Origin of the sequence: Rhodonellum psychrophilum GCM71 = DSM 17998 (genome assembly GCF_000381545.1) — a bacterium.
In the GTDB taxonomy this organism is placed as follows: domain Bacteria; phylum Bacteroidota; class Bacteroidia; order Cytophagales; family Cyclobacteriaceae; genus Rhodonellum; species Rhodonellum psychrophilum.
Window position 1 is genome coordinate 155,263 of sequence record NZ_KB906674.1, and the last position, 19,960, is coordinate 175,222.

Genomic DNA, 19,960 nt, shown 5'->3' on the forward strand with positions numbered 1-19,960 from the left:
ATGAAGAGATATAGCATAAAATATATTATCGTAGCCTTTATTGGGTTCACTTTGGGAAGCTGCAACGACAGTTTTCTGGATACCCAACCTTTAGGGCAAGTCTCCGAATCTGCAGTGTGGACAGATGCCGGTTTGGCAGAAGCCTTTGTGACAGATATTTACGGCGGATTGGGATTCGGTGGTTTTGATGAGCAAATGCTTGCTTCCCTTACCGATGAGGCCATCTTTACGCACCCAGGAAGGGGCATTACCACCGTGACTGAAGCACGTTCCAACCCACAAGATACAGGTTGGATTGGTGGTCCTCGTTCTTGGAACAACATGTACAACAGGGTCAGATCCGCCAATATCGCGATTGAAAACCTCACAAATCCAAAATTCCCCAATACCAACGGTATCGTTGATCGTCTTTTGGGTGAGGCAACCTTTATGAGGGCTTATTTCTCCCATCAGTTGCTGAGAAACTTCGGTGCATTTCCAATTCCTGACAGGACTGTTGGTCTTGGAGACGATACCTTCGAGAAAGCCAGAAACACTTTTGAGGAATGTGTGAATTTCATCAACACTGATTTGGACAAAGCAGCAGAATTGCTCAATGGAAAAAACATGGTGCGTGGAAGGGCAAGCAAAGTAGCAGCGCTGGCCTTGAAATCAAGGGTGTTGTTGTATGCCGCCAGTGACCTGCACGACGTGCCCACTGCATCTTCCAAATCTTCTGTGATTTCCAGTTTTGCCAACAAAGAACTGATTGGTTTTACAGGTGGTGACAGAATGGCCAGATGGCAAAGTGCGAAAAGTGCTGCTAAATCCGTCTTGGATTTGGTGGGTGGCAATGAGCTGGATCACACCGCTCCTTTGGATCCAGAAACAGCCAAAACCGTTTACATGAACAATTCCCTTTCCAGAAATGGTGGACAGAACGAAATGATCTTCGGTAGGTATTTCTTGAGTTCAAAACCAGAAGGTGGAGGAAGACAAGGCTTGTTCAACGGACCGAATGGCTACAACAACTGGGCTGGAAACACGCCCGTACAATTGTTGATCGATGATTATGAAATGATGGATGGCAGTGAATTTGACTGGAGCAATCCTGCAAACGCAAAAGCCCCTTATGACAACAGAGATCCAAGATTCTATTCCACCTTCTTGTATGATGGAGCCCAGTGGAAACCAAGATCCTCTGCCAACCAATCCAGGGATCCTTTGGGCCAGATCCAAACAGGTTCCTATGAGGTGGTCAATGCGTCTGGAGCCAAAGTGATTGTACCAGGTTTGGATACCCGTAGCAGTCCAATTGAAGATTGGAACGGAAGTTATACAGGCTACTACATCAGAAAATTCGTGGAGCCAAATCCAGCCTTCGTTGATCAAAATACCTGGCAAGAAATTCCTTGGCCTGCCATCCGAGTATCAGAGATTGTCCTCAATTACGTAGAGGCATGTATTGAACTTGGTGAGGAAGAAGAAGCCAGAACTTGGTTGAATAAAATCCGCTTCAGAGCCGGTATGCCAGCCATTACTGCATCAGGACAGGCCTTAAAAGAAAAATACATCAATGAAAGAAGGGTGGAGTTGGTCTTTGAAGAACACCGCTACTATGATGTCAGAAGATGGATGATCGCCCCAGAAACCTTGGGAAGACAAGCCAATGGGATCAAGGTTTCCGGTAAATTGAAGCCTGGAAAATCGCTTTCTGTGTACAGATACGACCCCGAACTCTATGATTATTCCTATGAAATAATAGAAATCGATCCTGGAAAGGAAAACAGACTTTGGTTAGACAAAATGTATTTTATGCCTCTAAGTTTTGATGAGATGAACCGAAACGCTCTACTCATACAAAATCCAGGATTTTAATTCATTGAATTGACCTTTTGATGAAGCAACTTGGCTTGGAAATCATTAATTTCCTGCCAAGTTGCTTCTTTGTGTTTTACCCGCATATAAATATTGCCCCATGTGTGATTTTACTTCTCGTGTTTGTCTGACGGTTTTGATTATGGTTCTGGTGATCTCCTGTGATCCACCCACTTCAGAGGAGAAGGTTGTTGCTTTGCCCGTAGACCAACCTCTTTTTAATCTTGTTTCTCCAGAAAACTCAGGAATCCATTTCAATAATCTATTGACTGAAACCCTGAATACCAACGTTTTGGTGTATGAGTATTTTTACAATGGAGGAGGTGTGGCAGTTGGCGATCTCAATGGAGACGGTCTGGATGACCTCTATTTTACTGGGAACATGGTTCCCAACCAACTCTATTTGAACAAAGGAAATTTAAAATTTGAAGACATTACCGACTTGGCAGGTGTGGCAGGCAGAAATGGACCTTGGACAACGGGTGTGACCATGGCCGATGTGAATGGAGACGGACGTTTGGATATTTATGTCTGTTATTCAGGAAACATGCCTTCCGAAAAGCGGAAAAACCAACTTTTCATCAACAATGGTCCCAATGAGAATGGAATTCCAACTTTTTCCGAAGAGGCCGCCGCTTATGGTCTTGCGATAGATTCCTATTCCACGCAAGCCTTGTTTTTTGATTATGACAAAGATGGGGATTTGGATATGTTTTTGCTCAACCACAATCCAAAATCACTGCCGATTCTGGACGAATCGAGCACTGCTGAAGTATTGAAATACAAAGACCCTTCCGGCTCTCAATTGTTCAGGAATGACAATGGGAAATTTGTGGAAGTCACCGAAAAAGCAGGCATCCAAAACTCTGCACTTTCCTATGGTTTGGGCGTTGGGGTAGCCGATCTGAATGGGGATGACTGGCCTGATATCTACATCAGCAACGATTATACCGCTCCGGATTTCCTTTATATCAACAACAAGAATGGGACATTCACGGATGTTAGCAAATCCGCCTTGGGCCATATTTCCCAGTTTTCGATGGGAAATGACTTGGCCGATATCAACAATGACGGATTGGTCGACATCTACACCCTCGACATGCTTCCCGAAAGCAACAAGAGGCAAAAACTTTTGATGGCACCCGACAACTATGAGAAGTTTGACTTCATGGTCAATGTTGGTTTCCATCACCAATACATGCGCAATATGCTCCACCTGAACAATGGAGATGGTTCCTTCAGCGAAATCGGTCAGTTGGCTGGAGTTTCCAATACCGATTGGAGTTGGGCCGCACTTTTTGCCGATTATGACAACGATGGATTGAAAGACCTTTTGGTCACCAATGGCTACAACCGCGATTACACCAATATGGATTTCCTGAAGTACATGGGGGATTTTGTCCAGCATCAAAGCAATCTCAAGCGGGAGGACATTCTTGGGTTGGTCTCCAAAATTCCTGCCTCGGATATCGGCAATTATGTCTTCAAGAACAAAGACGGCCTGCAATTCGAAAATGTCACCGACAAATGGGGACTCAAGCCCATCGCCAACAGCAATGGGGCAGCCTATGCCGACCTGGACAATGATGGTGACCTGGACTTGATCATCAACAATGTCAATGAAAAAGGATTTGTCTACGAAAACCTTTCCAACACCAAGGAAAACAACCATTTCCTAAAAATAAAATTGGAGGGGGCGAAACAAAATACCTCCGGCCTAGGGGCCAAAGTGATTCTGTATCATGATGGAATTACCCAAATGATCGAGCAGATGCCCACAAGAGGTTACCAATCGAGTGTTTCCCCAATATTGCATTTTGGCTTGGGGGCATCCCAAAAAGTGGATTCTTTAAAAGTCAGATGGCTTGGCGGTGATGAACAAACCCTCTTCAGTACCACTGCAAACCAACTCCTTGTTTTGAAGGAAAGCGAAGCAAAAAAGGGGGGCTTTTCAACAAAGAAAGCGAATGCTCCCCTATTCAAAAAAAGCACATTGGCGCCCTTTTCACTACCCAATCCATATTCTGGCATCAATGATTTCAAAAGACAACCCTTGATGATCAGCCCCATTTCCGGCACCAGAAGTGCCATGGCAAAAGGCGAACTCAAGGAAGTAGGATCCAACGCAGTATATATCGGGGGGCTTGCCGGCATCGCCGGGCAGTTGTTTGTTCAGAAGCCGAACAAGAATTTTATGGCTTTGCCCAAATTGGAATGGACGGAAAAATACCGAGGATCGGAAGATACTGATGCCCTATTTTTTGATGCCAACGGAGATGGATTTCCAGACCTTTATGTGGCCAGTGGGGGTTATGGGAATTATCTTCCCGAAGATCCTTTGCTTCAGGACCGGCTTTATCTCAATGATGGTAAAGGCGGATGGCTTGACGGCACCGAAAACTTGCCCAAGATGCCCACCAGCACTTCAGTTGTGGCAGCTGCGGATATCAATGGGGATGGGTTTTTGGATCTTTATGTAGGAAGTCGAGTGGTGCCGGGAAGATATCCTGAAATCCCTACCAGCTATATTTTGATCAATGACGGGATGGGGAATTTCACCGACCAAACCGATAAATTTTCCAAGGAATTGAAGCATATCGGAATGGTGACGGATGCTGCGTGGATTGATCTCAATGGAGACAATCTGCTCGATCTCGTGGTCGTGGGAGAATGGATGCCCATCACCGTGTTCATCAATACGGGAGAAAGGCTTGAGGAAAGAACCTTTGATTTTTTTGACAGGAATTATTCCGGATGGTGGAATACCCTGACGGTTGAAGATCTCAATGGTGATGGCAGGCCGGATCTATTGGTAGGAAATCACGGGACCAATAGCCAAGTCAAGGCAAGTTTCGAACAGCCGGCGGAGCTTTATGCAAAGGATTTTGACCAAAACGGATCCATGGATCCCATTTTCAATTTTTACATTCAGGACAAGAAATATCCCTACTTGACAAGGGATGAGCTCTTCGATCAATTTGCCTCCAAAAGGAATAAATTTCTGACTTATGAAAGTTTCTCAGAGGCCCAAATGGAATATATTTTTTCTCCTGAAGAATTGGACGGCGCGCAGGTTTTGGAGGCAAATTTTCTGAAAACTGCTTTTTTTACTTTGGAATCAAATGGTAAATTTAAGTTGCAGGAGCTGCCTGTCCAGGTTCAGTTTGCTCCGGTATATGCCATAGAGTGGATTCCTGCCCAAAATGGAAAAGAAGGACACCTGATTTTCGCGGGAAATGCGGAAACCGCACGGCTAAGATTGGGGAAAAGCGATGCCAATTATGGTGTGGTTTTGAAAGTAAACCAAAAGGGTGAAATGGAATACCTTCCACAACCTATTTCAGGATTGGGCTTGAGGGGAGATGTCAGGAATATCCTGACTTTGGGAGAGGGGAAATCCTTGTTTTACATCAATAAAGAGGGGATATCCGTTTATGAAATGCAAAAATAATTCAATGGAAAATCGCAGGAAATCGGCTTGGAAAGGAATCGTTTTAGGAAGCTTGTTGGTTTTGGTTTCCATCTCCTGCGCCGAACCAAAAGCACCCCAACCCATCCAAAATGATGAAATTGCCAATGTGATTTCGCAAATGACCGATATCATGATTCATGATGTGACCAACCCTCCATTGGCGGCAAAGTTTTTTGCCTATGCGAGTCTGGCGGGCATGGAGGCGCTTTCCTACCAGGAAGATTCTCTTTCACTGCTTTCTCAAAAAATAAACGGATACAGCGCTACGGTCAATAAAATCAAGCAACCAGAAAAATATGAGCATCGGATAAGTGCCGTGTTTGCCATGCTGCATACCGCGAAAAAAATGCAGCCTTCGGGGAGTCTCTTGGAGGTATACGAAGATGAATTTGCCAAAAGATGTTTGGCATTGGGTTTTGACCAGAAAATTATCGACCAATCGAAGGCCTTTGGTATTGAAGTCAGCGGAGAGATTCTAAAATACGCCGCCACGGACAATTATAACAAAACAAGTGGTTTTCCAAAATATACCCCTTTGGCAGCAGAAGGGAGTTGGTATCCGACCCCTCCAGGATTTTTTGCCCCGGTGGAGCCGTATTTCAATACTTTGCGCCCATTTTTTCTTGACTCTGCTTCGCAATTTAAACCCATCTCGCCAGCGCGTTTTTCAACAGATAAAAATTCTCCATTTTACAAGATGATGGAAGAAGTGTATCAGGTTGAATTGACGGAGGAGAAAAAGCTTGTTGCCGCTTTTTGGGATTGCAATCCTTTTGCACTGGAAGAAAATGGGCACTTGATGATCGGGATGAAAAAAATCTCGCCGGGGGCGCATTGGATGGGAATTGGCAACATTGCCTGCAAGGTAAATCAAGTCGGTTTTGACAAAGCCATGGAAATCAACGGTGTATTGGCCATGTCATTGCATGATGCATTTATGGGTTGCTGGGATGAAAAATACCGGAGCAATCGGATCCGCCCCGAAACAATCATCCGCAAACTGATTGACCCCAACTATAAACCCCTGCTCCAGACGCCACCATTTCCGGAATACCTCAGTGGACACTCCGTTGTTTCCACTGCATCGGCTGTGGTACTGACCCATTATTTCGGAGAAAATTTCGCCTATACGGACACGGTGGAGGTCAAATTTGGCTTGCCCACACGCGATTTTGAGGGATTCCATCAGGCAGCGGAAGAGGCCGCAATCTCCCGTCTTTATGGAGGTATTCATTTTATGGATGCGATCACAGAAGGGCAAAAACAGGGAAGGGAAATCGGTAGCTGGACCATCGATAAGTTGTTTTCCCCGTTGTCAAAAAATTAAGCTTATTTGGTAAAAAAGTATTCTCGCTTCTGAAAATAAATGGGGTACTTGTATGACCATTAAATTGTTATAAAATGTCGATTTTGAAATACACAGCCGTACTCTGCGGCTTGTTCTGTGCCGCTTTTGTGGGCTACAATTACCAGGCGGAAGACTTCAAACCTTATGTCCAAAGCATTCCTGATGCACCCGTCACCTTTGGGATGACGCCGATTCCAGCAGGTGTTTTTACCATGGGAGGTACAGCAGGTGGCAACGATGAAGTTCCCCTGCACCAAGTGGAAATTTCGGCATTTTGGATGGGGACACATGAAGTCACTTGGGATATTTTCGAAATGTTTTTGGACAAAAATTATGAAGAGGCCATTGCCGAAAAACCGCTTCCGGCCTATGTCGATGGCTTGAGCAGACCAAGTATTCCCTATTTGGACATGACTTTTGGGATGGGAAAAGAAAATAAGCCTGCCATAGGGATGACCCAATATGGAGCCATCCAGTTTTGTAAATGGCTGTATCTCAAAACAGGTGTCTTTTACAGACTTCCAACCGAAGCCGAATGGGAATATGCCTGCCGCGCAGGATCTTCTGATCCCTATTTTTTTGGGTCGGATGAAAGCAAATTGGCCGATTTTGCTTGGTATGGTGAAAATAGCGCCGGTTTGACGCAGGAAATCGGACAGAAAAAACCAAATCCTTGGGGACTTTACGATATCCTCGGAAATGTGATGGAATGGACTTCGGACCAATATGGTGCAGATGTGTACTCCAGCAGGGCTGACAAAAAAACCGTGGACCCAAAAATCCCCGTCAAAATCCTATATCCCGGCGCCATCAGGGGAGGAAGTTATAAAAGTGAGCCCTCGGATTTGCGCTCCTCCAAGCGGTTTGCTTCCACGCCGGAATGGAAAAGAATCGATCCACAGATCCCAAAAAGCCAATGGTGGTTTCCCGAAGCTCCGTTTTTGGGACTCAGATTGGTGAGGCCATTGGACCCGCCGAGTCCCGAAGAAATCAATGACTATTACGACAATCCACCGATAACAGACTATTAAACCATAAATCAAGACCCATGAATAACAAAAAAAATAACCCAAGAAGAGACTTCCTGAAAACCAGCGCGCTGGTGACGGGAGGATTGATGATGCCATTCAGTATGCCTGGGGCATTTGCAGCTGGATCAGATGTGATCAAGTTGGCCGTGATCGGCTGCGGCGGTCGTGGAACCGGAGCAGTTTTTCAAGCTTTCGAGACTGGCCACAATATTCAACTTGTCGCGATGGCCGATGCCTTTAGGGACAGGATTGACAAAAGCTATGAGCCCATTTTCAACAAATACGGCAAGGACAAAGTCAACGTGCCGGAGGACAGGAAATTCGTGGGATTTGATGGTTACAAGGAAGCCATGAAGGATGCCGATGTGGTGATCTTGGCTTCACCTCCAGGGTTCAGACCCGCCCACTTCGAAGAAGCGGTAAGGCAGGGCAAGCAGATTTTTATGGAAAAACCAGTTGCCACGGATGCCATCGGAATTCGACGCGTTTTGGCGGCAGCTGAGGAAGCCAAAAGAAAGAAACTCAATGTAGTCGTGGGTTTGCAAAGGCACTATCAGTCCAACTATAGAGAGACCATCAAAAGAATCCAAGACGGAGCCATCGGCGATATTGTCGCTGGACAAGTCTATTGGAATGACGGAGGCGTTTGGGTCAATCCAAGAAAACCCGAACAAACAGAGATGGAATATCAGATGAGAAACTGGTATTATTTCAATTGGCTCTGTGGGGATCACATCACCGAACAACATGTACACAACATCGATGTGGCCAACTGGGTAAAAGGCGGCTATCCCGTCAAAGCAGAAGGGACTGGCGGACGGACCATTCGGACCGGAAAGGACCATGGAGAGATCTTTGACCACCACAGCATCACTTTCACTTATGCCGATGGATCTACGATTTTCAGTGAGTGCAGACATTTCCCGGGAGCTCACAATAGAGTGGATGAAACTTTCCAGGGAACCAAGGGAAAAGTTTACCTCAGTGCCGGCAACCATGGGGTCATCACCGATCGTTCGGGAAATGAAATTTACACCCACAACCGGGAAAACAACCCCAATCCCTATCAGGTAGAGCATGATGAACTTTTTGCCGCAATTTCGAAAGGGGAATACAAATTTGCGGATGCCGAAAATGGTGCGAAGAGTACCATGACTTCAATTTTGGGTCGATACGCAACCTATTCCGGAAAGGTCATTACTTGGGATGAGGCACTGAATTCCAACATTGATTTGATGCCGGAACGTTTGGCTTGGGATGCCATGCCAAAATTACTTCCCAATGCGGATGGATTTTATCCACATGCGATTCCTGGAAAAACTAAAGTGATTTAAGATGGAAAGGAGAAAATTCATAAGAAATATCAGTTGGGGCGGAGCAGTTTCCGCCCTTGCCGGATCCAGTTTCATTCCAGCTTTTGGGGCCAAAATCCCAAGTGCAGACACCTTCAATTTGGACTATGCTCCCCATTTTGGGATGTTCAAAGGGCATTCTGGAGATGATTTGGTAGATCAGCTAAAATTCATGGCCGACCAAGGTTTCCGTTCTTTGGAAGACAATGGTTTGCTGGGAAGATCCGTGGAAGACCAAAACAAAATCGGCAAAACCCTGGAGCAACTTGGAATGCGGATGGGTGTTTTTGTGATCGATGGTGGAGACAATTGGAAAATTTCTCTCACCACCGGAAAAGAAGAATTCGTCCAGAATTTTGTCAATACCTGCAAAAAATCCGTGGAAACGGCCAAGAGGGTCAATGCCAAATGGGCAACTGTGGTACCGGGATTCTTCGAGAGAAAATTACCAATGGGAATCCAGACCTCCAATGTGATCGAAGCATTGAGAAAGGGAGCGGAAATACTTGAACCACATGGGATTGCCATGGTTATGGAGCCTTTGAGCGATACCCCGGAGCTTTTCCTCCGATATTCTGATCAAACCCATGCGATTTGCAAGGCGGTGAACAGCCCTTCCTGCAAAATCCTGTACGATGCTTACCACATGCAGCGCAATGAAGGAAATCTTATTCCCAATATGGAATCTTGTTGGGACGAAATCGCTTATATACAAATCGGTGATAATCCGGGTCGAAAAGAACCCGGAACTGGCGAAATAAATTATCAAAATGTGTTCAAATACATTCATGGTAAGGGTTTCAAGGGCATTTGTGGAATGGAACACGGAAATGCGATTCCCGGAAAAGAAGGTGAACAGGCGCTGATCGCTGCCTATAGAAAAGCAGATCAATTCAAATAAAAACAGTATATGAGGCTATTTTCTTTTTTATTTTTAAGCATAGGCGTGCTCGCCTTCAATAGTTGTCAACAAAAGGAAAATAGTGTCATATTAGAGAGACCAACTGGGTGGGAGATTATTGAAACCCCCACCCAGGCCTCCCTTCGCGGGCTTTCACCCGTCACCAACGAAATCGTTTGGGCCAGTGGCTCTAGCGGTGTTTGGTTATTGACAGTGGATGGAGGAGATACCTGGGAGACTGGTGTGATTGGTGGATTGGATACCGTTGATTTTAGGGATATCGAAGGCTTCAGCGCATCTACTGCCTTGGCACTATCAAGTGGTCAGCCTGCAGTAATTTACAAAACCATCGATGGGGGAAAAAATTGGGTTGAAAAATTCAAAGGTCCTGAGGGAGCTTTTTTTGACGGATTTGATTTCAATAAAGACAAAAATGGGTACGTGATTGGAGACCCCGTAGGTGGGAAATGGATGGTGCTAAGGACCAATGACCAAGGTGAAACTTGGGCGCTGTTGGAATCCTCTCCGAAATCAAAGGAAGGGGAAGCGGCTTTTGCGGCCAGCGGATCAGGAATCATTATGGGGACAGACAATATCTGGTTTGCCAGTGGCGGGTCCATAAGTAGGGTTTATAACTCCAATGATGGGGGATCGAAATGGACTGTTCAAGATACTCCAATTCTTCAAGGCGAAATGTCCCAAGGAATATATTCCATCACACGTGTTGACAATGACAACATGATCGCTGTGGGAGGGGATTATCTTCAGCCTGACTTTTCGGAAAAAAATGTGATTCTATCAAATGATCTGGGCAAAACCTGGACCGCAGCTTCGGGGAATCCTCCGAGCGGATACCGGTCAGGAGTTGCCTATTTTCCAAGACACCATTGGGTAATCACCGTCGGACCAAATGGAGGTGATTTTTCAAAAGATGGGGGTTACGGTTGGGAGAGATTTTCGGATGAAGCTTTCCATTCCGTTTACTTGGACAAATCCCAAAGCGGTGTTTGGGCGTCAGGGGCAAATGGGAAAATTGCAAAACTCAAATTCTGATTGTTTTGATTGTTGAGCAATAGATTTTTCAAAAATTGGTTTCCCTAGTAATTTTCCGAATGAAAAAGGTTTTTAATCTTTGAAAAGAACTTCTTTTCAAAGATTTGGTACTTGCCATGAAACCGGGTTGGCTGAGTGGAAAATCCCGATAAGGAAAAGTAAGACCGCGATATTTCGATTTTTATTTTTCCCAAGCCCAAAAATGACAAAGATTTTTTGTCGGGATTGCTGATTGCTGGCTTGTTTTATTATATTTATTATTTCCAACCCGCCATGAAGTTAACAATCATCCGATTTCTGACCGGGGAAATACTCCTGATTTAAACGATTTGAAATAAAAAAATATGTTTGAAATAATACCTTCCATTTGGCTGATAAACGGGAAATGTGTTCGTCTGAAAAGAGGAGACTTTGCCACTGAGCAAGTTATCTCCAACAATCCCCTTGAAATAGCCCAGGCATTTGAAGACCACGGCATCAAAAGAATCCACTTGGTTGACCTTGATGGTGCCAAGAGAGGAGAACCCAAAAATTACCATATTTTGGAGGCCATTACCGGCTACACCAATCTTTTGGTGGACTTTACCGGAGGGATTTCCACGGATGGAGATGTGATCAAGGCATTTGAGCACGGTGCCAAAACCATTACCGCAGCGTCCATTGCCGCCAAAGATCCGGATAAATTTGCCCAATGGCTTGTTTCTTATGGACGTGAAAGAATCAATCTTGCCGCCGATACCGACCCACAGAATCACAAAGTCATTATCGGGGGTTGGTTGAAAAAAACCGAAATCGACCTTTTTGAACATATTGAAAATTTCTACGAAAAAGGCCTGAAGTATCTCAAATGCTCAGACATAACACGTGATGGTGTATCCGACGGCCCTAACTTTGAGCTGTATGCGCAGATCCGGGAGAAATTTCCGGAAATTTTTCTGGCGGCCAGTGGCGGGGTCAGAAGTATCGATGACTTCAAGCGATTAAGAGACATGGGCCTGAAAGCTGCGGTTTTTGGCAGGGCTTATTATGAAAACATCATCAAGCTAGAAGACCTCGATAAATTTATAGCCGAAACCAACTGATTTAAAAGCTTCCTAAAAGGGAGCTTTTTTTATGCCGGATTTTAATTTTTGAGAACAAATAATTGGGGAACTGTACCATAAAGGTGAACAACCAGATATTGAATAAAGAAACCGACTCTCCATTACCATTCAACCCGTTTTATGCATTGCCAATTCAATTCCACCCTTTAATAGCTTAATAATCATTCAGTTTTTTACTTCACCATATTGGTACTTCACCTTATTCTTCAATTGGTCTGATTTTCTTACAGTTTCAACACCTAATAGGAAACCTAATGCATATTTCGGGTTCAAGAATGTTCGGCAATTGCACCAAGAACTTTTGAAAGTGTATAAAGGTCCGATTCTTCATGGTGTGCCGAGATCACGATCCTGTTTACCTTGCGGGAATGGGCAGACGGATAGGGAAAAGAAGATACTATGATCCCATGCTCCTGCAAATGGTTTACCCAATTGGGATCCGTGAATGAATACACTGGATAGCGAGGTATAAAGGTCAAGCCCTTTGTGTTTTTTGTGAGGGCGGAAAAATATTCCAAATTGTTGAATAGTTTTTCCTTTCTCTCCACATACAAATGCTGTCCTTGTAAAAAAGCATCCAAATATGCCGGGGGTGGAGGAGAAGAAGAGCGGAAAGTCTGGTGATTTTCGATCAACCCTATTGTCTCTAGATTTCCCAAAATGATTCCTGCAGGCAGACCAATCCCTTTTCCAAGGGAACCGGAAACGACCAGATTGACGGAGAGGTGCTTTAGCTGTCTGTATGTCCCGAAAATACCCTCGCCGGCCACACCAAACGCATGGCTGTCATCAACCAGGAGCGTGTACTCATGTTTTAAGGGGAGCGTTTGGATCCAGTTGTAATCATGGAGACTAGGTTCGAGCGGGTCCAAGGCATTTCCAAGGATCAGTATCTTTTGGGCAGAATTTTTTTCGCAAAACGCACCAACCATAGATACCCATTCGGCGAAAGTTGGCTTGGGATCAAGGGCCCAATCCTCGGGCAAAACAGCAGGATGGGTGTCTGGGGCTACGAAGACCTTATCCATCCCTTTTCTCAAATGATTGACAGCCGCATTTCCGGCCAAATAACCACTGCTCCAGACAAGTGCTCTGTCTGCACCTGCTTTTTCTGCAAAATAGGTTTCAAACTGCTCATAAACGGCCAATCGGACATTGTTGATCCTGCTGAGGCCATGGTTGAGTCCATATTTTTTAATACCAGAGATCACCAATTCCTCAAATGCCTCCGAACTCCCCATTCCCAAATAAGCTGTCCCACTGAAGAAAAGGTAGTCACGACCCTCGTGCAGGATGGTTCTGTTGATTTTTGAGGTCAGTAAAAATGGATGCATAGACGCTTATTTCAGTTTGGGAACGAAAAAGATTTACGCTTGATAAAAAGGTCTTTTTTCGGACAAGAGGATCTTTGGAGCAAGGAAGGGCAGAAGGTAAATGGTGAATGATTGCATCACCATTTACCGGACCGTAGCGTAGGAAAATTTGGTTCCAGGCGGCTGTTATTTTGCAAAGATCTGGCTTTCGTCCCAGAATGATTTGAACTCCAGAGCATTGCCGCAAGGATCCAAAAAGAACATGGTGGCCTGTTCCCCCACCTCACCCTTGAAACGGATATAGGGTTCGATGATGAAATCAATGCCGTATTCCTGAAGTGTATCCGCCAATTGGTGCCATTCTTCCCAGGGAAGAATCACGCCAAAATGCCTGACAGGCACGTTTTTGCCATCGACTTGATTGGCACTCATTTGATGAAGTTCTTCGGGTTTGATATGTGCAGACAATTGATGGCCGAAAAAATTGAAATCGATCCATTTATCCGTACTTCTTCCAATGGCACAGCCCAAAAGGTCCCCGTAAAACTTTCTGGTTTCTTCAATGTCCCTGATCGGGAATGCTAAATGAAAAGGCTTAAATTCACTCATGTTTTTTTAGTATGTTGGGATTTAAGAGGTAATTTGATTTTGGCACTACTTGAGTGCCAAGTTAGCAATAAGGCTTAGATTTTCCATGACGTTTTTGGAATGCATTTTAAGGGATCAGCAAGGGGTCGGATAACACAGAAGTCATGGGTTTTTTTGATTTGGATTGATTCGATTATTTATGTTTAACCCGTTTTATGCATTATGGACTCAACGCAATATTGTAATTGAAAGACAATCAATTGGATGGTGACTGTTTTTGATATCACCGACAGGTTGAAGTCAAAAGCAAGGGAACAAAGATCGATTATGGATCGATTCTAGTTTAGAATGGAATAGGTGATGCACAACATCGGTTCAATGGTCTTTGCCAGGTTTTCAGAAAAACTTGAATACCCCAGATAGCCACTGCCAAAGCCTATCTGTAAAATCCAGACTTCAATTTCCAATTCCGCTGGGTACTTTATTCAAAGGCCTCTGAGACACACTGCCCATCATTTGCGAAAAAAAGGGCAAAAACCATCTTCGGTTTTGCCCTTTTTCGAAATTACAGAAGATATGGAAATCCATAAATTCCTATGACTGTGGACTATTGAGACAACCAAAAGCGGACAGCCCTGATCAAGGTTTCCCTCCGTCGAGACCACCCCCTGTAGCAAACAGCAATGGTTGGTTCAATACCAAAAAGAGGCTGCTTGGAAAGCAGCCTCTTTTTGGTATTTAGGTTGAATTAATAGGCGGGATCTTGTGTCAAAGTGGGCTGGCCATCTTTCAAAGATCTATCTATCGCTTCCAAAGGAATGGGGAAAAATTCATTTTTGTTTTTAACAAAACTCCTCCCAGCCAAATAAACACGTTTGGTCCTTTCCACTTCAAGATATTTATTCAGTGTTTCAGCAGCAATGCCCCATCTTTGAAGATCAAAAAAGCGGTGTCCTTCCATACTGAATTCAAGTCTTGTTTCAAATCTTACTGCTTTTCTGGCCAGGTCTTTATCCGCCCATGGAGTATCATAGGTTTTGATGATATAATTGGCCGCCGGTTGTCCCGCTAAAATGGTAAAATCATTTCTGGAACTGCCCTGAATGGCTTTTGGAACAAAATTTTCCGGGTTGGCTGCTCTTGTTCTGACAATATTCACAAGCTCCCGAGCTCTTTCAAGGCTTCCTACTTCGACCTCAGCCTCTGCCAACCAAAGTAAAATCATTCCATAACGCATAATCCGATAATTGTTGGCCGTTAGATTACCCCATCCGCCTACACCAAAAGCCGCTTGTTCGGCAACATGTTTCATGGAGGAATAAGGACCTGCATAGGATACATCTCTGATAAAGTCTGTACCGTGAATTTTGAAATCCTTAAACAGAATACCGGGTCTACCCAGGGAATGGTCAATTCGGGGGTCGAGAGGGCCATTATAAGGAGTTTGCCATGTCACATCCGTATCATTGAAAGTATCCAACAGGGGAAGTCCCGAAGGGGTCGTCTTGAATGCATTTACAAGGTTTTGGGAAGCCTGGTAAAACCCACAGCATCCCCATGGATCGATATAAGGATGGGCCAAACCGACTCCTTGATTGGATGCCTGATCATTGGCACTGTTGATGGCGTATTGAATTTCAAATATTGACTCGGCATTGTTGCGGGTTGCCACTAGAAAATTATCTGCAAATTTATCAACCAAGGTAAATCTACCACTGCTGACGATTTGATCCAGAAGGGCTTTTGCTTCTAGAAGTTTGACTGAATTGGCACTCCCGTTGGCATCCCAACCCTGATACATTTTGGCTTTTGCCAGGAATGCCATGGCTGCCAATTTGGTAGGTCTTCCCACTTGGGCCTGGGTTTCGGGAAGGCTTTTCATGGCCTCTTCAAAGTCCGCTTCTATCAATGGCCAAATTTCCAGGTTATTGGGCACTTTGGTGCTTTCTACATCCGAAATATCAAATATCTCGTCGCTGATATAGGGTGGATTTCTCCACATTTTTCTGGCTTCCATATGGAAAAAACCCCTTAAAAACCTAGCCTCACCAATTATCCGCGCCCTATTCTGGTCACTGATGGTTTCTACCTTCTTCAGGGTATTGAGAGCATCATTGGCTCGGGCAACTCCTTTGTAGAGACCTCTCCATTTGTTCCGGATGTGCCCGTTGAAGGCCTGGAAATCATACGCTTCGATAAAAGACTGTTCGGGCTGATCCCCTGCATCTGTTCCTTTATATGCATCATCGGAAGCAATACCACCAAACACCCAGTTTTGGACATCATTTTCCCAGGGAGCCTGACCGTCAAGACCTGTGCCTGATAACATTTTGTATGATCCTAGCAAGAGTCCTTCTACTCCAGACTCTGTGGCCAAGCCACTTGAACTGAATTGACCCTGGGGTTCCTTGGTCAAAAACTCGTCACCGCAGCTGATAGTAATAAATAATACCGCCGCAAAGGTTATAACTTTATAAATTGTTTTCATAACAGGAATTTATTTAGAAATTAAGGTTAAGGCCAATCAAAAGATTTTTCGATACCGGCATATATCCTCCATCAAATCCCAAGGTGTTATCGGTATTCGTTTGAATTTCCGGATTTAGGCCTGAATATTTGGTGAAAGTAAACAGGTTTTGCCCCTGCAGATAAACCGATGCCCTACCAAATCCAAGTTTTGACAAGGCACTTGCAGGTAGGCTGTAGGTGAGCTGTATATTCCTGATTCTAAAGTAAGAACCATCTTCAATGAAATAACTTGAAGGACGGCTACTGACCTGATCATTGGCATCCATTATAGGAGTTTTGGCATTTGGATTGGCAGCTACCCACTGGGCTCGAGGTGCTTGGGGATTGGTGGGCTGCCAAGCATCATAGAGAGCGGATTTGGATCTGTTTCCCTGAAATGTATTGAAATCTGCGAAATAACGTACATAATTAAAAATATCATTTCCCACAGACCCATTTCCGAAAATGGTAAGATCAAAGCTTTTATAGCCCAGGTTCAAATTGATGCCGTAAGTAAAATCCGGGTGGGGATTTCCAATAACGGTTCTATCATCGTCGGTGATTACCCCATCATTGTTTACGTCCTCAATCTTGAATTTTCCAGGGGCATTATAACTCCCGTATGTAGGGTGTGAATTTGCCTCTTCCTGGGACTGGAAAATCCCCAATACATTGAATCCATAGTAGGATGAAAGGGGTAGGCCTGCCTGCGTAACCGTAACAGCAGGAACCCTTGATCCAAATCCAAAGAATCGCGTATCTTCATTTTCGTCCAACCGATCAACCTTGTTTCTATAGGTGGAGAAATTACCGGAGATACTGTATCTAAAATCCCCTCCCATGGTGGTGTTTCGATAACCCAAATTGATATCAATCCCTTTATTGGTTATCTGCCCGACATTAGAGGAAGGTGCGGACGCATCACCTGCAGTAAATGTAATCGGTATTGTGAACAACATGTCTGAAGTGACTCTTTGCCAGAGGTCAAATTCAAAGTTTAATTTATCGTTGAATAACAAAACATCCAGACCTAAATTATTGGAAGTGGTTGTCTCCCATTTGGCATTGGGATTACCAAACCGCTGTGCATCAAATCCCAATGTTGGGGAATTGAGAGAGCCATCAATAGGATATCCGGCATTGAAAATATTAGACCGATAGGTTGTGAAAGCATTGTAATCACCAATTGCCTGATTTCCTGTCTTTCCCCATCCATAGCGAAGTTTCATATCCGACACAAAAGGAAGAGCTGATTTTACAGCGGCTTCCTCAGACAATCTCCAACCTAAGCTAAAGGCAGGGAAAATCGCATTTCTTGAAGCCGATAAAAATCTGGATGAGGCATCATTCCTGATAATGACCTGAACCAGGTACTTATCTGCGTAAGCATAATTGAATTTGCCGAATTGAGAAAACAAACTGTAATCTCTGAAAACATTACCCGAGTTCGTCGCCGTAGTGGCATCCCCCAAATCCAGATAGCTCAATATTTCCGGTGTAATGAAGGCAAATCTTTGTCTGCCTGCCTCAAAGAATTCCCCAAATTCCTGAATAGCTTCAGTTCCGACGTATGCATCTACAAAATGGACCTCTTTGAAAACCTTGCTATAACTCAGCACATTTGACCAAACCCATTGGTATTGGTAATCATGCCTCGCAGTGGTACTGTTGATAAAATTACCTTCAACATATTCGGGTTGGGGTCTGCCCAAGAATCGGCCTCGACTGGTATTGCCATCTATTCCGAGGCTGGTTTTCAATTGAAAGTTTTCGTTGAAGTCAAAGGCGGCATAAGCATTTCCAAAAACCCTCATTCTCATGTTTCTATTGTCCTGCTGTCTGGACAAAACCGCAAACGGATTGAAGTTGTTGCCCAAATTGGCCCCTCTACTTCCAGCAAAGTTCCCTTCTATATCATATACAGGAAGCAGTGGATGGTGCTTATATGCGCCTGATACTGCATTTTGTTCATCTTGGTTTCCAAATCCCCCTTTTCGATTATCAAAAGTAACGGATAGATTTTCTCCGATCGTCAACTTATTGTTGAGGGCTTTAAATTCTGTGTTCGCCCTTAGGGAATACCTTTCATATCCAATGAATTTCACGATCCCTTCTTGGTTAAAATATCCGGCCGAAAGGGCGTACCGGCCACTTTCGGTGCCTCCTGAGGCAGATATCTGGTAATTTTGGATGGGGGCAGACCTCGTCACCTCATCCCACCAATTGGTATCTGCAGATCTGGTGATGGCATAAATGTTTCCGGGTCTTAATGCATAAAGACTGGGGTTTGTGCTTGGATCTCCCTCCATGGCTCCACTTGGAAATACATAATCCGGAATACTGACCTCCCCATTTGGGCCAAAGGTATATTGGCCATGACCAGGGGTCTTGCCTGCATAGATGTCTGCTAAATACAGATACCTTCCAAGCTCTTCCGCATTCAGAACATCTGGAGAATTCCCTGATCTTTGGGTGCCTTGATAAGTATTGAAGGTGATGGTGGGCTTTCCTACCTTTCCCCTTTTGGTTGTGATGATCACCACACCATTGGCAGCCCTGGATCCATAAATAGAAGCCGCCGAAGCATCTTTCAAAACCTGAATGGACTCTATGTCCTCCGGATTAAGGTTCCCCTGCCTTTCTGTGGGAACACCATCAATGACATACAGTGGGTTGTTGTTTCCTATGGTACCAAATCCTCTGATTCTTACAGTAGCTTCTCCACCTGGTGTAGCATCATTGACAATATTAACGCCCGCAGCCCTTCCTTGTAGTTGCTGCGCAAAGGTTGTGGCCGGAATGGACAATAAATCCTTTGTTTCCACGGTGGTCACGGCGCCTGTAATGTCCCTTTTTGATTGTGCGCCATAACCCGTCACAACCACTTCTTGCAGCGCCCTGATGGAGGGCTGTAGCCTTATGCTTATTTGGGATCGGTTCCCCACAACTTCTTCTTGGGTCTCAAATCCAATAAATGAGAACACCAACACCGATTGGGCCGAAGGAACATTTATTGTATAGTTTCCATCCATGTCTGTCACAACCCCTGTCGTTGTTCCTTTGACAAGCACCGTCACGCCCGGGAGTTCCACTCCGGATTCATCCAGAACAGTTCCCGTGACTTTAATTTGCGCCAGCAACGTTGCGCTGGACAGCACTAAGAGCAGTAAAAACACGCTTAGTTTTTTGTAAAATGATTCCATAAAAAAGATTGGTTAATTTTGAGTTGTTTTTTTATTTTAACAGCAGTTTTTGAACACAATAAGGACATTGGTTTCTTGCTTGAAAATTTTGAACCAACGCATATTATACCGATGACAACCAAATCTTATCTCCTCAATCCATATGACCTGAATGGATGGGTGATACTTTGACAGATTTTATAATGAATGAATTATGGGAAAAAAATATTCCTTCTTGACATAAGCTTTTGG

General features: G+C 44.4%; 12 protein-coding genes. 8 read left to right on the plus strand and 4 right to left on the minus strand.

Annotated elements, in window-relative coordinates; all coding sequences use genetic code 11:
• The 8 genes from F824_RS0103810 (at nucleotide 1) to F824_RS0103855 (ending at nucleotide 12,096) form a co-directional block, all read left to right on the plus strand.
• Entirely contained in the window at nucleotides 1-1,857 is a 1,857-nt protein-coding gene (locus tag F824_RS0103810; protein ID WP_019596533.1) for a RagB/SusD family nutrient uptake outer membrane protein, read from the plus strand.
• A gap of 100 nt (nucleotides 1,858-1,957) precedes the next feature.
• Nucleotides 1,958-5,308, plus strand: coding sequence for a VCBS repeat-containing protein (locus F824_RS0103820; RefSeq protein ID WP_031327031.1), 3,351 nt, complete (start codon nucleotides 1,958-1,960; stop codon nucleotides 5,306-5,308).
• A 4-nt stretch (nucleotides 5,309-5,312) separates the two neighbouring features.
• Nucleotides 5,313-6,656 carry a vanadium-dependent haloperoxidase gene (locus F824_RS0103825; protein WP_051107540.1) on the plus strand — a complete coding sequence of 448 codons (1,344 nt, stop codon included), beginning with the start codon at nucleotides 5,313-5,315 and terminating at the stop codon, nucleotides 6,654-6,656.
• A gap of 74 nt (nucleotides 6,657-6,730) precedes the next feature.
• A complete protein-coding gene (locus F824_RS0103830) occupies nucleotides 6,731-7,708 on the plus strand; it encodes a formylglycine-generating enzyme family protein (protein ID WP_019596537.1) in 978 nt (325 codons plus the stop codon).
• Nucleotides 7,709-7,725: 17 nt separating this feature from the next.
• Entirely contained in the window at nucleotides 7,726-9,042 is a 1,317-nt protein-coding gene (locus tag F824_RS0103835) for a Gfo/Idh/MocA family protein (RefSeq protein ID WP_019596538.1), read from the plus strand.
• A 1-nt stretch (nucleotide 9,043) separates the two neighbouring features.
• Entirely contained in the window at nucleotides 9,044-9,961 is a 918-nt protein-coding gene (locus F824_RS0103840; protein WP_019596539.1) for a hydroxypyruvate isomerase family protein, read from the plus strand.
• A gap of 9 nt (nucleotides 9,962-9,970) precedes the next feature.
• Nucleotides 9,971-11,014 (plus strand): WD40/YVTN/BNR-like repeat-containing protein, encoded by a 1,044-nt coding sequence (locus tag F824_RS0103845; protein ID WP_019596540.1) that lies wholly within the window; start codon nucleotides 9,971-9,973, stop codon nucleotides 11,012-11,014.
• Nucleotides 11,015-11,358: 344 nt separating this feature from the next.
• The gene (locus F824_RS0103855) at nucleotides 11,359-12,096 is read left to right on the plus strand and encodes a 1-(5-phosphoribosyl)-5-[(5-phosphoribosylamino)methylideneamino]imidazole-4-carboxamide isomerase (protein WP_019596542.1); all 738 of its coding nucleotides are present in this window, start codon (nucleotides 11,359-11,361) and stop codon (nucleotides 12,094-12,096) included.
• 290 nt (nucleotides 12,097-12,386) lie between these two features.
• On the opposite strand, the gene F824_RS0103860 is transcribed toward F824_RS0103855, so the two are convergent.
• From F824_RS0103860 to F824_RS0103890, 4 genes are all read right to left on the minus strand, one after another.
• The gene (locus F824_RS0103860) at nucleotides 12,387-13,451 is read right to left on the minus strand and encodes an aminotransferase class I/II-fold pyridoxal phosphate-dependent enzyme (RefSeq protein ID WP_019596543.1); all 1,065 of its coding nucleotides are present in this window, start codon (nucleotides 13,449-13,451) and stop codon (nucleotides 12,387-12,389) included.
• Between the two features lie 165 nt (nucleotides 13,452-13,616).
• Nucleotides 13,617-14,039: a VOC family protein gene (locus F824_RS0103870; RefSeq protein ID WP_019596545.1), complete on the minus strand. Its 423-nt coding sequence runs from the start codon at nucleotides 14,037-14,039 to the stop codon at nucleotides 13,617-13,619.
• Between the two features lie 727 nt (nucleotides 14,040-14,766).
• Complete coding sequence (locus tag F824_RS0103885) at nucleotides 14,767-16,506, minus strand: RagB/SusD family nutrient uptake outer membrane protein (RefSeq protein WP_019596548.1); 1,740 nt, start codon at nucleotides 16,504-16,506, stop codon at nucleotides 14,767-14,769.
• 13 nt (nucleotides 16,507-16,519) lie between these two features.
• Nucleotides 16,520-19,729 carry a SusC/RagA family TonB-linked outer membrane protein gene (locus tag F824_RS0103890; RefSeq protein ID WP_019596549.1) on the minus strand — a complete coding sequence of 1,070 codons (3,210 nt, stop codon included), beginning with the start codon at nucleotides 19,727-19,729 and terminating at the stop codon, nucleotides 16,520-16,522.
• Nucleotides 19,730-19,960: the final 231 nt, after the last annotated feature.

What these genes read in the sequence shown, in the direction of transcription:
- F824_RS0103810 (WP_019596533.1), top strand. Translation starts at nt 1, where the DNA reads ATGAAGAGATATAGCATAAAATATATTATCGTAGCCTTTATTGGGTTC.
- F824_RS0103820 (WP_031327031.1), top strand. Translation starts at nt 1,958, where the DNA reads ATGTGTGATTTTACTTCTCGTGTTTGTCTGACGGTTTTGATTATGGTT.
- F824_RS0103825 (WP_051107540.1), top strand. Translation starts at nt 5,313, where the DNA reads ATGGAAAATCGCAGGAAATCGGCTTGGAAAGGAATCGTTTTAGGAAGC.
- F824_RS0103830 (WP_019596537.1), top strand. Translation starts at nt 6,731, where the DNA reads ATGTCGATTTTGAAATACACAGCCGTACTCTGCGGCTTGTTCTGTGCC.
- F824_RS0103835 (WP_019596538.1), top strand. Translation starts at nt 7,726, where the DNA reads ATGAATAACAAAAAAAATAACCCAAGAAGAGACTTCCTGAAAACCAGC.
- F824_RS0103840 (WP_019596539.1), top strand. Translation starts at nt 9,044, where the DNA reads ATGGAAAGGAGAAAATTCATAAGAAATATCAGTTGGGGCGGAGCAGTT.
- F824_RS0103845 (WP_019596540.1), top strand. Translation starts at nt 9,971, where the DNA reads ATGAGGCTATTTTCTTTTTTATTTTTAAGCATAGGCGTGCTCGCCTTC.
- F824_RS0103855 (WP_019596542.1), top strand. Translation starts at nt 11,359, where the DNA reads ATGTTTGAAATAATACCTTCCATTTGGCTGATAAACGGGAAATGTGTT.
- F824_RS0103860 (WP_019596543.1), bottom strand. Translation starts at nt 13,451, where the DNA reads ATGCATCCATTTTTACTGACCTCAAAAATCAACAGAACCATCCTGCAC.
- F824_RS0103870 (WP_019596545.1), bottom strand. Translation starts at nt 14,039, where the DNA reads ATGAGTGAATTTAAGCCTTTTCATTTAGCATTCCCGATCAGGGACATT.
- F824_RS0103885 (WP_019596548.1), bottom strand. Translation starts at nt 16,506, where the DNA reads ATGAAAACAATTTATAAAGTTATAACCTTTGCGGCGGTATTATTTATT.
- F824_RS0103890 (WP_019596549.1), bottom strand. Translation starts at nt 19,729, where the DNA reads ATGGAATCATTTTACAAAAAACTAAGCGTGTTTTTACTGCTCTTAGTG.